At 64.0% G+C, this 13,596-nt stretch carries 12 protein-coding genes; 3 read left to right on the forward strand and 9 right to left on the reverse strand.

Annotated features, from left to right (window positions below; translation table 11 throughout):
- Both ACFXN1_RS45435 and ACFXN1_RS45440 read left to right on the forward strand, forming a co-directional pair.
- Positions 1-270: alpha/beta fold hydrolase (locus ACFXN1_RS45435; RefSeq protein WP_379463960.1), on the forward strand; the 270-nt coding region annotated here is incomplete at its 5' end.
- Positions 271-594: 324 nt separating this feature from the next.
- Entirely contained in the window at positions 595-1,767 is a 1,173-nt protein-coding gene (locus ACFXN1_RS45440; protein ID WP_379444900.1) for a phosphotransferase, read from the forward strand.
- Between the two features lie 399 nt (positions 1,768-2,166).
- On the opposite strand, the gene ACFXN1_RS45445 is transcribed toward ACFXN1_RS45440, so the two are convergent.
- The 9 genes from ACFXN1_RS45445 to ACFXN1_RS45485 all read right to left on the reverse strand — a co-directional run bounded on the left by ACFXN1_RS45445 (position 2,167) and on the right by ACFXN1_RS45485 (position 11,699).
- Positions 2,167-2,457 carry a cytochrome C oxidase subunit IV family protein gene (locus ACFXN1_RS45445; RefSeq protein ID WP_379444898.1) on the reverse strand — a complete coding sequence of 97 codons (291 nt, stop codon included), beginning with the start codon at positions 2,455-2,457 and terminating at the stop codon, positions 2,167-2,169.
- 7 nt (positions 2,458-2,464) lie between these two features.
- On the reverse strand, positions 2,465-3,115 hold the full coding sequence (locus ACFXN1_RS45450) for a cytochrome c oxidase subunit 3 (protein ID WP_379444897.1): 651 nt from the start codon (positions 3,113-3,115) through the stop codon (positions 2,465-2,467).
- Positions 3,112-3,918: a hypothetical protein gene (locus ACFXN1_RS45455; RefSeq protein WP_379444896.1), complete on the reverse strand. Its 807-nt coding sequence runs from the start codon at positions 3,916-3,918 to the stop codon at positions 3,112-3,114. The genes ACFXN1_RS45450 and ACFXN1_RS45455 overlap by 4 nt, the downstream gene beginning before the upstream one ends.
- Before the next feature lie 210 nt (positions 3,919-4,128).
- On the reverse strand, positions 4,129-6,978 hold the full coding sequence (locus ACFXN1_RS45460) for an ATP-binding protein (RefSeq protein WP_379444894.1): 2,850 nt from the start codon (positions 6,976-6,978) through the stop codon (positions 4,129-4,131).
- Between the two features lie 58 nt (positions 6,979-7,036).
- A complete protein-coding gene (locus tag ACFXN1_RS45465) occupies positions 7,037-7,846 on the reverse strand; it encodes a hypothetical protein (RefSeq protein WP_379444893.1) in 810 nt (269 codons plus the stop codon).
- A gap of 43 nt (positions 7,847-7,889) precedes the next feature.
- Positions 7,890-9,458: an aldehyde dehydrogenase family protein gene (locus ACFXN1_RS45470; protein ID WP_379444892.1), complete on the reverse strand. Its 1,569-nt coding sequence runs from the start codon at positions 9,456-9,458 to the stop codon at positions 7,890-7,892.
- Between the two features lie 241 nt (positions 9,459-9,699).
- On the reverse strand, positions 9,700-9,894 hold the full coding sequence (locus tag ACFXN1_RS45475) for a ferredoxin (protein WP_379444890.1): 195 nt from the start codon (positions 9,892-9,894) through the stop codon (positions 9,700-9,702).
- A gap of 34 nt (positions 9,895-9,928) precedes the next feature.
- Positions 9,929-11,170, reverse strand: a complete 1,242-nt coding sequence (locus ACFXN1_RS45480) for a cytochrome P450 (protein ID WP_379463962.1) — start codon at positions 11,168-11,170, stop codon at positions 9,929-9,931.
- Positions 11,171-11,285: 115 nt separating this feature from the next.
- Positions 11,286-11,699, reverse strand: coding sequence for a hypothetical protein (locus tag ACFXN1_RS45485; protein WP_379446688.1), 414 nt, complete (start codon positions 11,697-11,699; stop codon positions 11,286-11,288).
- Positions 11,700-12,021: 322 nt separating this feature from the next.
- On the opposite strand from ACFXN1_RS45485, the gene ACFXN1_RS45490 reads away from it, so the two are divergent.
- Positions 12,022-13,518 carry a carotenoid oxygenase family protein gene (locus tag ACFXN1_RS45490; RefSeq protein ID WP_379446687.1) on the forward strand — a complete coding sequence of 499 codons (1,497 nt, stop codon included), beginning with the start codon at positions 12,022-12,024 and terminating at the stop codon, positions 13,516-13,518.
- Positions 13,519-13,596 lie beyond the last annotated feature (78 nt).

Genomic DNA, 13,596 nt, shown 5'->3' on the forward strand with positions numbered 1-13,596 from the left:
ATTTCGGCTGCGGTACACGCCAACCGGGCCATGGAACCCTCCCGAATAACCTGCCCGGTGCTGCTGATCTGGGGCGACCAGGATCGCCTCGTGCCGCCGTCCGCCGCCGAGGAACTGGCTTCCCATCTGGCCGACGCCCGGTTGGAGATCATCGAAGGTGTCGGCCACTGTCCGATGTTCGAGAACCCCGCCGTTTTCAACGCCCTGGTCCTGTATTACCTGGCCCATGCAGGACGTAAGCCGATGAGGCGTCGCGGACAGGTTTCGTGACCCTACGCCGGTAGCCACAAAGATCAGCCCCGCCGCGTTGTTGAGCAGCCACCCGGCCGATACCTCCGGCTCGGCCGGAAAGTGGCGATGAGTCCGGCACGCTGCAGAGCTGGAACCTGGGGCGCGGTGGGCCGAAATCGAGAACCGCCCGTCGGCGACCGTGCCGAGGACAGAGGAGCCGCGAGCCTGCGGGCCGCCCGGCGGCCGAGCCAGAAAAATTACAGAATATTTTTGCGACACTATGGCGCAAAAATATCCTTTCGTGAGTATCATTAGCGCCACTCATCAGTGTGGCTAGTGCCACTCATCGTCATGGAGAGTTATATGGATCACAGGCTCTGGGTCGCCAAACGAGCTGCCGAAGTGGCCGGCCACATGGTGCTGGAACGCGTACGGGCCCCGAAGATGTCGACCCGCCGCGATGTGCCCGTCGACGGCCGGAAACTCACCGTCGAGTGGCTGACCGACGTGCTGTGTCGGGAAGTTCCCGGCGCCGCGGTGACGTCCTTCCAGACCCCGGGCGGAAGCGTGGGCACATCGACGCGCACCGCGCTGCGCGTGACCTACAACCGTGCGGGCGAAACCGCTGGGCTTCCCACCGCGCTGTACACCAAGACCACCGCCGACTTCAGTCAGCGCCTGATGTTGGGCGCCGCCGACGTCCTGCGCGGTGAGACCCAGTTCTTCCTCACCTACCGGCCGGCGGTGGAGATGGAGGCCCCGCGCGGCTACTGGGGCGCGGTCCACGACGGATCATGGCGCAGCATCGTCATGATGGAGGACATCGCGGAATCCAAAGGGGCGACCTTCATCCAGCCGACCACCGCCCTGACACGAACCCAGGTCGAGGACGTGCTGCGGAACATGGCGGCCTACCACGGCACCTGGTGGGAGGCCCCCGAGTTGAGTGTTCTCAAGACCCCGAGGGACCACTACAACAATGTTGCGAAGCTGCTCGACATGGGCGCGCGGCACGCCGTCGGCATGGAGCGCGCGAAGAGCGTGATCCCTGCAGCACTCCAGGGGCAGGCTGAGCGCGCGTGGCGAGGTACCCAGATGGGCCTCGACATGTGCACCGATGTCCTGCCGCGGACGCTGCTGCATGGTGACAGTCACGCGGGTCAGACCTACATCACCGCGGACGGCCGGATGGGACTCACCGACTGGCAGGCGACGATGCAGGGCGGTTGGGTATACGACGTCGCCTACTTCATCGGCTCCGCCTGCGAGCCGGAGGATCGCCGCGAATGGGAGAACGACCTGCTCGAGACCTACCTCAACGAGCTCGCCCGGAACGGCGGCAAGGCGCCCGACCTCGACGAAGCGAAGCTGCGCTACCGCCAGGCAATGTTCTATCCCTTGTCCGCCTGGACATTCACTATCGGCCGCGCGTTCTACCAGCCGAAGATGCAGCCCGAGGACATTTGCCTGTCCATCATCGGGCGACTCGCGACCGCGATCGACGATCTCGACAGCTTCGGGGCACTGGGTATCTGAGTCCGAGGGAAGCGGCCGAAGGCGACGGCGGGATGAGCACCAACGCCGCGACGATGGCAGTCATCGCGATAGGAACGTTGAGAGACAGATCTTCATCTACAACCTCTCACTCGTGAATCATGAACGCGGAGGGCAGAATCGGCAGGTCGTCGCCCACGGCAGCGGGGGTTGTCCACCCGCTGCGCCGACGACGGCCATGACTCGTCGAGGCCCTGATTCGCCCGCGTGATCCGGTTGCTCGGCACCGGATCACGCGCGTCTCCATTCACGGGCGAACGTGACCACAGTTCGGTGTCCCGCTGTTCGGATTTGTGTCCGAGGCGGTGCGACCGGCGAGTGCGGCCTGCGCGGAATTCCGACGCCGCCGGTAGCAGTCAGCCCCCGCAAGGCCGTCTGCCCCTATACGCGTAGCAGGTACATTGCGCTCAGGACCGCACAGAGCGCAATGCACCAGGCGGTGAACGTACGGGTCAACCACGGGGCAGCCTCGCGCATCTCCATGAAGGCGTGTCCGACCACGTAGATCTTGGCGAAGGTCAGCACGAGGATGCTGACCATCGCGGCGTCCCTCCCGAAGCCTGCGATCGCGTGATCAGCGCCGACCCACCACGTGGCCGCGGTGAGGACCATCAGCACGAGCCACGCGCCGACGACATAATTCGTGTTCTTGTTCGCAGTCAGTGTCGTCATTGACGATTCACCTCATCAGGTAGAAGAGAGCAAGGATTCCGAGCCACAGCAGGTCGACCATGTGCCAGTAAGTCGCACAGTTCTCGATGAAGCGTGACTGGTGCGGTGTTGGCGCGCCCACCACCTGGGATGCCCGCCGGCGCATGAACCACAGCAGGGTCATTGCGATCAGAACGTGGAAGAGGTGGATGCCGGTCAGGATGAAGTAGAGCTGGAAGAACACATCGGACCGCGGCGTCAGACCGTGGTCGATCTTCTCGGACCACTCGATGTATTTGTTGACAACGAACGCCGCTCCAGCCAGCCCAGCTCCCAGGAACAACCGCTGGCTGAACGGTACCCGTCCCTGGCGGAGGTTATGGACCCCAAGGGCCACGCATAGCGAGGCGGTCAGCAGAAAGAAGGTGTTGAGGATCCCCGCCGTAAGGTTGATCTTGTCATGGCCGGCCGCGAAGGCCTTGGGGCTGTCACCCCACTGATACATCACATCGATGAAGTAGACCGTGAACACGGTCAGGTCCGTGAAGATCAGCGCCCAGATGCCGGGCTCCCCAGGAACCCAACGCTTCTGGGCGATGGCCTCCTCCCGGTCCGCCCACACATCATCGGAATACGGACTTTGCAACGTAGATGGCCGACTATCGGTGTCGATGCTCACCGGGCTTCTCCTTGGTTCGAATCGGTGCGCGCCGATGCCGATGCACCGACAAGAAGATCACGGACTGGTTCGAGATACGAGCTATCCGAAATGGTGTCCCCGTCCCTGGGCGGGTGTACGTCGAATTCAGGGCCTCGCGTACGCGCCTCGCTGCGGCTCAGCTCGATCTGGCGCTTGACGGCCTTGCGCGCATAGATATCGATGAAGACGAGCCAGACGAAGAATTCGGAGATCGGCAGCCACATAGCCAGCGGACCGGCATAGGAGAACGGGCCCTCCTTGAAGAAGACGACCAGCAGGCCTGGAGACCAGCACGTAACCGAACCGAATGTGATGTAGGCGGTCCAACGCGGAAACATCTGATGCTTCGACGGATTGAGCAGGACGCCGAGGGCCCACGCTATCGCCCATGCGATGTACACCGTGATCGTGAACAGAAACCCGAACCAGCCGACATCCCACATCTGTTGCGTGACGTGCGGGTCGGTCTCACCAGCACGGAAGGACGCGACGGCCCAGAACAACGTGTCGAATATGAAGAACGTCAACCCGGCTGCGACACAGATCAGCTGAGTGAACGTGAGTACGGGGAAACGTGCCTCGGTGCGAAAGGTCCAGACGGCGATCGCGGCAACCCAGCTGCCCCACAGCCCACAGCCGGCGACCATCAGCAGGCAGCCGATCAGAATGCCCGGCTTGTGCTCCACGAGCCATTGGGACAGCTGCTCGGCGGTCAAATGCGGGCTGGGTGTCGGCAGCATCCGGGCGAACACCAGCCAGCCCACAAGATAGAGAACGGTCATGACCGGTCCACCGGCCCACAGGGCTAGGCGGTGAGTACTAGGTGTAAACCTTTTTTCCACTTCTCTTCCGTTCCAAGGCATCGAATAACGACGATCGGATCACCATTGAAACGTGGACGTGTAGCCGGAGTTACCCTCCTGTCGTGAGGGGGTTTCGATACGAACGGTCTGCCCGTGGCCGGCAAAGAGCACTGATAGGGCTCGCCTGAGTCAGCGTCCCAGCCGGGCGTCTTCGACGGCGGTCGACAACTCGGAACGGGACGTGATCTCGAGCTTCTGGAAAATGTGTCGGAGGTGCCAAGCCACCGTGCTCCTGGCAACGAACAGCGACTCCGCGACCTCACGGTTGCTGAGTCCTTGCGCCGCCATCTCAGCGATCCTGAACTCGGTCGGCGTGAGCGCTTGGAGGCCGGTGCTGTAACTACGCCGCGGCTTGGCACCACTTGCTGACAATTCCTCGCGCGCCCGCCGTGCGGTTGCATATGCCCCTTGGCGGTGGGCTAGCTCCATCGCCCGCGTCAGCGGAGTTCTAGCCTCGATCCGGCTGCCCGATTGCCGCATGGCTCGGCCATACTCGAGCAACGTCTCCCCCAGATCCAAGGGCGTGCCGTGCTTCTCGAGGATTTCCAACGACTGCTCGAGCAGGACTATCCGCTCAGTACGGCCCAAGAGCGCAGACTTCGCCCTGAGCGCGATCGCGACCTGCCGCGGAAGGTCGAACTGCCGGGCGAGGAGCAGCTCCTCGTCGATCAGGTCTGCCGCCAGCGCGGCATCGCCGAGCATGCGCGCCGAGAGGCCGGCATAAGATCTCCAGTGCAGAACGGCGGGATTCACGGCCTCGAACACACTCAGGGTCCGCCCCGCAGCCAGGAAATTTTCGAGCGCTCCGACATAGTCGGAACGAACGATCTGCAGGCGGCCTCGAGCCATGTAGATCCATGACCACAGGCCCTGGGAGTCCGGCGTGAGGGCGATCTGTTCGGCAGCGGACAGCGCCTCTTCAGCCTGGTCGAGCTCATCTCGCTCGATCAGGCACTGCACCAATGTCCCCTGAGCCATCGGCGCCAGCCCGTACCAACCGCCCCGAATCCCGTCCACGGCCGCCTGGGCGTTGACCCATGCGTTGGTGATGTCTCCACGTGCGAAGTCGACCAGCGACCGGATGAACGACGCCTCGGCTGTGAGGGGTCCGTGCCCACGGCGGCGCGCATCGGAGATCACCTCGTCTACCACCTCCGAGGCGTCGTCGAGCCGGTCCGCGAAGATCAGTGCGAGGACGGCCAGGTTCACGGCGACGCTGGCCGAAGTCTGCATGCGCAGCAGCAGCCCGTCACGCACAGCCTCGGAAGCCAGCACTGCCCCCTCCGTCGCGGGCGGTGACGACATGACCGCCCGCAGACCTGCGATTGCCAGGATGACGCGTTCCGACGGGGAGCGCAGTCCGCGCTGAGTGATCGCAGACGTCAGCTCTTGCAGACGCACCATCGCGCGTGGAATCACGTCGTCGAGGTAGTACGAGGCGAAGATCCAGGCTCCCTCGGCTTCGAGGGCAAGCTCGGGATTCAAGGATCCGGCGAGCCGTGTGCTTCGCTCGAACGCTGCCGCCGCGTCGGAGTGGCGACCACACCGGTACAAGGTCGAACCCAGCGAATACAGGCAACGTGCCTTCTCCACCGGGTCCTCCATCAGCTGCAACGCCTCTTCCAGGTGGGTGACACCGGCCTCGGTGTCCCCTCGCGCAGCCTCCAGCAGGCCCAAGTCGACGAGTACACGGACCCGGCGGGAGCCAACCGGCGCGACCGTGACAGCGCGATGCAGATAGCGGATCGCCGTGTCCAGCGAACCTTTCGCGGCCACCGCCGTGGCCGCCTCCGTCAACACATCCAAGGCCCAAGGATCGGAGGTCGGCAGGCCGATCAGCAGATGATGCGCAACCGCCTCGGCTCGCTCGCCGGCGTTGCGAAGCAGGCCAGCTGCCCTCACGTGCGCTGCAGCGAGTTTCGATGCCGGAATGTCGTCGTAGACGGCCGACCGGATCATCGGATGCCGGAAATAGGGCTTGGGGTCGCTGACCAAAACATGTGCCTGGTCGAGCTGGTCGAGTAGCCGAACAGCGGCCTCGAGATCGATTCCTGCGATCTTCGCGGCCAGTTCCAGGGGTGCGCTGCCCTGAAGGACCGCGTAAGCGCGCGACAGTTCCAACGCGTCCTCGCCCAGTCGGGACACACGGAGCAGCACCCGGTTGCGGACCGACATCGGCGCGAAGCTCTCCAAGCGATCGATGTTGGCATCCAGCCAGGCTCGCCCCTCGGTGCGGATCGCTGTCGTTAGTTCGGTGACCAGGAACGGGTTGCCTCCGGTGATCATCCAACACCGGCGCACGGCGTCCGACGACAGCGTGAGGTCGGGCTCTTCCTCGTGCAACAGCGCCGCGACCGCCTGCTGGGTGAGCGCGGCGGGCCGAATCACGACGCTGTTCTCCTGCCGCGCGAGGTGTGTCACGAGAGATGCGTTGGCCCGGACGTCACCCGTTCTTACTGCGAGAAACACCGCGACCGGTAAATCGTCCAACCGGGCCGTCAGATAGTTGAGGAAACGCAGTGATGGGTCGTCGGCGAGGTGCACGTCATCCACCAAAATGGCGACGGGCCCCATCTCGCAGAGATTCACGATGCACCAGTAGAGGCCATGTATGATCGCGAACTCGTCACCTTCGTGCGTGAACTGCGAGGAGTCCACCCCCGTCAGCAACGGAGCGGCGAGCCGCGCCTGCCCTATCGTGAGCTGTTCCCGGTCCGCCGCGCGTGCGTGCGCCAACCAGCTCTCGATAAGGTTGAGCGCGATGCCGAAAGGGTATTCCACCTCGAGTTCCGAGCCGGTGGCATCCAAGACCCGCATTCCCGAGTCCACCGCACGGGCACGCGCCTCGCGGACCAGCGCAGTTTTGCCTGCACCGCTCGGCGCCTCGAGCACGGCCACCCGCCCGCGGCCCGATGCGGCCTCATCGAACACCTCAGATATCTTTGCCAGCTCGGTCTGGCGCTCGATCAGCGACGTCATGTGAGCCAACGTGTCTCCTTACCTCGCGCTCACCTGTTCGCGAAGTCCGGCCGGAGTGCTAATTCACGGTAGCCCTCGGAAGACTCTGCGCACCGCGCTGAGTAGCCCTCGGAAGACTCTGCGCGCCGCGCTGGCGAAGACCGAAGCGGTCGTCGAGGCCCGGCCAGGAGCTGAACGGTGATTCGGTTCGGCAGACCTGCACGAGATGGACGGCGCTCCACACGATCGCGGCCACGCAGAGCAGCACATACCAAACGGAGTGGAAGAAGCCACCACCGAACAAGAAGATCGACGTAATCGAATACATCACCGCCATCACAGTGAACGCGACCCATTCGAGTACGGACTGGCCTTCGCCGTCGGGGTGGCGCATGAGCAATGAACTGCCCGATGGGCCACCCCACAGCAACGTTCCCATGAAAGAGATCAGATACAGGTCATCAGCAAACGCTCCCTTGAGCAGCGCCCAACTGATCACCCCACAAGCCAGCGCCCCGCCGACTCGCAGCGCGTGCACCGACATCGGCTGTCCGGGCGACAACTCGTCGCGCCCGTACCAGACCGTCTGAATCGCAAATACGCACTCCGACAGGAACGTCACGATGATCGCGAACCAGAACAGCTCCATGAACCAGTGGTGGTACTCGTGGAACCACTTGTCGAAATGCAGCAGATACGAGCCATCGTGCGGCCACCACAGCGCGGTCATCCACAGTGCCATCGGATAAACGCTGTCGCGGCGGCCCATCCGGGCGGCCTCGATGAAGAACACGAACATCGCGATAATCGAGAAGCCGCCGATCAGTACCACCGCCACCGCGTGGTCGGAGATCGCCTGGAGCGTCGGACCGGGTTGATACGTATTCACAAGCAGCCCAATCCTTTTCGCGTGGCCTGTCGGGCGAGGGTCGTTACCGCAGACCCGGCCGCTTACCGAGGCGGCGCTTCCAGTCATGCATTCCGAGCAGACGGATCATCCGATCGGTCAAACGACCCTTGGCAGTCGTGTAGGGATACCAATGCAATTCGGTCTTGGTCTTGACCCGCTCACTGACGAATGCCTGCGTGCGGCAGTATTTCAGCACAGCGTCCGGCCCACCGAACCGATGCCCGAGACCCGACTGCTTCCACCCGCCCATCGGCAGCGGGAATTGGAATACGTGCACCATCGCGTTGTTCACACAGACGCCACCGGTATCGAGCCGGCGACCGACACGCTGGCCACGCTCCGGAGAGCCGGTCCACACACTGCCGGCCAGACCATAGCGAGAGTCGTTGGCGAGCCGGATCGCTTCCTCTTCGTCGGCCACCTTCATCACAGGCAGTGTCGGGCCGAAGGTCTCTTCGGTCATGCATTCCATCGTGTGGTCGACATCGACCAGGATCGTGGGCGGGTAGAACAAGCCCTCGTCAGCTCGCTTTCCACCGGTGAGTGCCTTGGCACCCTTGGCGAGTGCATCGTCGACGTGCCGTTCCACGATCTCGAGCTGCGCCTCGGTCGCCATTGCGCCGAGATCGGCCTCGAAGGCCCCCTGGGGATCCGAACCCTGCCGCAACTTGCCGACCTCGGTGGTCAGTTTGGCCAGGAACTCGTCGTACACCGGCGCCTCGACATACACGCGCTCGATAGCGACACACGACTGTCCGGCGTTGAACAGACCGCCCCAGACGGCGCCCTTCACCGCACGATCGAGATCCGCGTCGGACAACACGATCATCGCATCCTTGCCGCCGAGCTCGAGGCTGGCCGGGATGAGCCGTTCCGCGGCCCGGATTCCGATCGCCCGCCCAGTCCTGACCGAGCCCGTGAATTGGATCATGTCGACCTCGTCGACCACCGCGGCGCCGGTTGAACCCAGCCCGGTCGCGCAGCCGAGAACCGGTGGCGCGCCGATCTCTTCGTTCCAGCCGCGCACCATTTCCGCCCACGCGAGCGGGGTGACCTCCGACGGTTTGGTCAGTACCGCCGCGCCGGACATGAGGGCCGGCGGCACGTCCATCATCGGCATGCCCAACGGGTAATTCCACGGCGTGATGACGCCGACCAGCTGGTAGGGCCGGTGAAACACCTCGAGCCGTTTGGTCAGCGAGGCCGGACCGTGCGGGCGCCGAGTCTGATCCGCGAGGAACTGCGCGCCGTGCTTGGCGTAGTAGTTGATCACCTCCACGGCGACCATCGTCTCGATCGAGGCGTCACCCCACGACTTGCCCGACTCCTGCTGCACCAGTCCGAGAATGCGCTGGTCGTTGTCCATCAACCAATCCAGCCAGTCCAGTAGATGCCGCGCCCGGCGCTTCGGGCCCAGGGCCTCCCATTCGGGCTGCGCGGAACGCAGGCGAGCCGCGAGGTCGGCCACCTCGGTGGGCGTCATATCGGGGAGTCTGCCGACTACCGATCCGTCGGCAGGATTTCGCACTTCGAATTCGGTGCTCGCCCTCCCGTTCGTGCCAACCTGGTCGGTGCTCACCTCAGTAGCCATTTCGTGCTCTCCTCAATCGATCCCGGATAGGCCGGTATTGCGGCCGGCCTGCGCGGTAACCGATTCCGACCGGCGACTCGGACTCGACCGCAACCGCTTGTGTTCGTGGGGCGGCGAGCTTCGCCGCCCCACAGTCGCCATGGATAAAGATGACCTCACCGTCGAAGCCGTTGCGGCGCAAGGCTTCCGCCGTATGCGCCGGACCGGGCCGGCAGCCACGCTCGCGATTCGGCGTACCGGCTCAGTCCTCGACCCGCAGGGCCGCCACCGGGCAGAGCCGAACCGCTTCCTCAACCTGTGCCCGGTACTGCTCGCCGGGCGAGTCGTCCAGGATCCGCACCACTTCGTCGTCGTCACCGAGGTCGAAGATGTCGGGAGCGGCGATGACGCAGTCACCGTGCGCTGCGCACAGTGCAGGGTCGACGGTAATTTTCATTCTCTGCTTACCTTTTTCGTCCGCCGACAGTCTGTCAGGCGGGTGTGATGGTTACTGGCAGGTCGTACACGCCGCGCGAGTAGGCATCGCGGATGTAGTTGATGTCCCCAGCGGGTTTGATGTCCTTGGTGCGCTGCAGAAGTTCTTCGAGCAGGATCTTCATCTCCAGCGCAGCGACGTGCTTGCCGAGGCACTGATGCGGTCCGCGTCCGAAGCTCAGGTGCGGGTTCGGGTCGCGGCTCAGGTCGAAGGCGCGGGGCTCGTGGAACGCGCGCGGGTCGAAGTTGCCCGCGGCGAACAGCATGAGCACGATGTCGCCCTCCTTGATGTGCTTGCCGTGCAGCTCATGATCAGCTGTCGCAGTGCGCACCAGGTGCGTGAACGGCGAGGCGATACGGACCATCTCCTGAATCGCGGTGGCCGGGATGTCGTGCGCGTTCTCGCGCAGGAAAGCCATCTGCTCGGGGTTGCGCATCAACTCGTGCATGCCGTGGCTCAGCGCGGTGCGGGTGCTCTCGGCCGCGCCGCTGGCCAGCAGCGCCACATTTCCGATGATCTCGTCCTCGGACATGTTGCCCTCATCGTGCGCCTGCACGATCTTGGTCATCACGTCGTCGCCGGGCTCGTTGCGGCGCAGCTCGGCCAGCTCCGTCGAATAGACCATCAGTTCACCGATGGCCGCGAGCACGTGGTCGAACGACGGGGTCACCCGGGTGTCGAACGGTGCGGCGAAGGTGTCGACCCACGCGAAGAACTTGGGCCGGTCGGCCTCCGGCACGCCGAGCACATCTCCGAGCGCCTCCATCGGCATCGCGTGGCCGATGTCGTGCACGAAGTTGAAGGTGCCCTTCTCCAGCGCCCGGTCGACGATCTCGACCGCGTAGCCCCGGAACTTCTCCTCGAGCTTCTTCACCATGTTCGGCGTGAAGGCCCGGTTCATGACTCCACGGTTGCGCCGGTGATCATCGCCGGACATCGAAAGCATCGCGGGCATACCGCCATACACCGGGTCGATCGGCGTGACCTTCCACATGTTCACCGAGCCACGGTCGGTCGCGTAGAGTTCGACGTTGCGATCGATCTCCCAGATATCGGAGTGCCGGCTGAGTACCCAGGCGCGGTCGATCAGGAACGGGTCGGAGAACTCCTGCAGATAGCAGGGCTCCTCATTCTGCAGGTACTCGTACTGGTCCAGCGGGAGCCCGAAGGTCGTCGGATCACCGTTTGCATACGTGTCCACCTCGAGGATCCGCAGATCCGGCCGGGCAGTCGTCATTTCCCTCAACCTCTTCTACGTTGATGTTGTTGTCCGGATCCGGGCAGCAAGACTTATTAGCTTGACAGTCTCAAAATCTAATCTGCCGGCCCGAATGTGTCAACCGTCACTGCCGTCAGGCGCCGACGCCGACGGGGTGCTTCTCGCAGTAGCCCCGGTACTCGCCGAATGCGGGAGCGATTGCAGGGAGCATGCCGAGCAACTTCGTGACCGGCCCGTCGACCTTGACCTTGCGGCGGGCGACCGCCATCGGGATGTTCACCTTGCCGAGCCAGAAGCCGTGCCCATCGTCGGCCGACATGCTCAGCTCCACTTCGGCGGGCAGCTCACGGGCGGCGTCACCCATCGTGACGACAGCCGGATTCTGCGTCGCGTCGAGCACGAAGACCGTATCCGGATCGGAGTAGCTCACCCGGAACGACGTCTTCGCGGCGGCGAACTTGGGGCCGATCACCGGATCGACCATCAATGCTTCCAGATACGGGCCGAAGTGGCGGTACACCTGGTCCGCCGAACTGAAAATTGCCATGTTGGGATTCCTTCCATCGACGAGCGCCCGGCCGTCTACCACCCGCGACTCCGATACCACACGACAGCAAGGACACACCTTCGTGATCGGAGCCCGATACGGCCTCGCAGAGATATTAGCCTTGCAGTCTCAAAAATACAACGGGCGGACCGGACTTGCTCGACCATCCACCGAGAACGATTCATCACCCGCTCAGGCGAGACGCTCGGGATCAAAACCCCAGTTCATCCACCACGTACGGAAACGATCGTTTACTAAACGCGTCAATTTTGCTACGTTGAAGTTACGCGCACCGACGCGCATGCTTTCCCGAGGAGGATCGATGGGTTATCCAGTACCCAAGGACAACGCGCTACGCGGTCCCTTCCAGCCGATGCGGTTCGAAGCGACCGTGGAGGAATGTATCGTCAGCGAAGGCGAGATCCCGAAGGATCTCGCCGGTGGCTTCTACCGCACCGGCCCCACTTGGAAGCGGCCGACCAAGCAGGGCAACAATGCGCTGCTCAGCATGGACGGCATGGTGCAGGGTCTGGTGATCCGCGAGGGCCGCGCCGACTTCCGCAACCGCTGGGTCCGCACACCGAAGTACCTGCTCGAGGAGCAGCACGGGCAGGGCATGTTCGCCTGGACCGACAACGGGTTCGGCGACTGGCGCGACTCGGCCTACGGCGACGTCGAGCGGGATCGATTCACCGAGGGCGTTCCGCAGGGCACCGCCAACATCAATATCTTCCCCTTCGCCGGTGAGATGGTGGCCTCCAGCGAGCAGGGCGGTCCGCCGATCGCGATCGACCCGATCACGCTGGAGACCAAGGGCATCGTGCCGTGGTCGCCGAAGCTCTCCGCCGGCCTGCACGCACCCGCGGCCTACGGTGCGACGTGTTTCGCCGCCCACCCGAAGTGGGATCCCGACACCGGCGTCCTGTACGGCTGGAACTACCGCGACACCGCGCCGTACGTCACGATGCACTTCGTGCATCCGGACGGCACGGTCGACTCCCGCGACCTGACCGACGCGCCGTACAACTCGGTCGCCCACGACATCTGGCTGACTCCCGAGTGGATCGTCATGCCCTTCCAGCCCTTCACCGTCGACAAGAAGAAGATCACCGACAAAAAGCTCGGCATCTGGGGCTGGGACACCGAGCTGCCGATCGTCATCGCGCTCATCCCGCGCCATGACATCAACGGCGAGGTCCGCTGGATCACCACCGATCTGCCGCCGCAGTACGTCATGCACACCATGTCGGCCAACGTCGAGAACGGAAAGCTCACCCTCGACGCCCCGATCTTCAACCGGCCACCGTTCCCGTTCGAGCAGGACTTCGCGGTCGGCGACGACATCGCGCTGTTCTTCTCCATCGCCAAGAGCTGCCTCGGCCGCTGGACGATCGACCTCGAGACCGGCGCCGCGAAGTCCGAGCAGCTGTCCGACCGGCCCTCGGAGCTGCCCAAGGTGGACGAGCGGTTCTACGGCAAGGGCTACAGCTGGGGCTGCCAGGTCGGTGGCGTGGTGAAGCGCCAGGGCATGTCGATGAACAGCCTGGTGATGACGAACATGCAGACCATGAAGGAGCAGGTCTACGAGATCCGCACGAAGGAGCCCGCGGCTGTCCTCGAGGCCACCTTCGCCCCGCGGCACAAGGATTCGCCGGAAGGTGACGGCTACATCATCGTCCCGGTCTCCTGGTGGGGTGACCGTCGTGGCGAATTCCAGATCTTCGACACCTACGACATCACCAAGGGCCCGATCTGCCGGATCGACATTCCGTTCCTGATGGGGTGGACCCCCCACGGCCACTGGATGGACTTCCGCTGATCCCGGTTCGCACGCCACACCGCATCGAATGCGACGCCGGCCAGGGGCAAGGGCGGCAAGGCGGGGGGGCAAATGTCG

The sequence above is a fragment of the Nocardia sp. NPDC059154 genome (genome assembly GCF_042755705.1).
In the GTDB taxonomy this organism is placed as follows: domain Bacteria; phylum Actinomycetota; class Actinomycetes; order Mycobacteriales; family Mycobacteriaceae; genus Nocardia.

Bases quoted from the DNA above. Each gene is read 5' to 3' on its own strand.
- ACFXN1_RS45485 (WP_379446688.1), bottom strand. From the start codon at position 11,699: ATGGCAATTTTCAGTTCGGCGGACCAGGTGTACCGCCACTTCGGCCCG.
- ACFXN1_RS45455 (WP_379444896.1), bottom strand. From the start codon at position 3,918: ATGACCGTTCTCTATCTTGTGGGCTGGCTGGTGTTCGCCCGGATGCTG.
- ACFXN1_RS45470 (WP_379444892.1), bottom strand. From the start codon at position 9,458: ATGGCTACTGAGGTGAGCACCGACCAGGTTGGCACGAACGGGAGGGCG.
- ACFXN1_RS45475 (WP_379444890.1), bottom strand. From the start codon at position 9,894: ATGAAAATTACCGTCGACCCTGCACTGTGCGCAGCGCACGGTGACTGC.
- ACFXN1_RS45490 (WP_379446687.1), top strand. From the start codon at position 12,022: ATGGGTTATCCAGTACCCAAGGACAACGCGCTACGCGGTCCCTTCCAG.
- ACFXN1_RS45445 (WP_379444898.1), bottom strand. From the start codon at position 2,457: ATGACGACACTGACTGCGAACAAGAACACGAATTATGTCGTCGGCGCG.
- ACFXN1_RS45440 (WP_379444900.1), top strand. From the start codon at position 595: ATGGATCACAGGCTCTGGGTCGCCAAACGAGCTGCCGAAGTGGCCGGC.
- ACFXN1_RS45460 (WP_379444894.1), bottom strand. From the start codon at position 6,978: ATGACGTCGCTGATCGAGCGCCAGACCGAGCTGGCAAAGATATCTGAG.
- ACFXN1_RS45480 (WP_379463962.1), bottom strand. From the start codon at position 11,170: ATGACGACTGCCCGGCCGGATCTGCGGATCCTCGAGGTGGACACGTAT.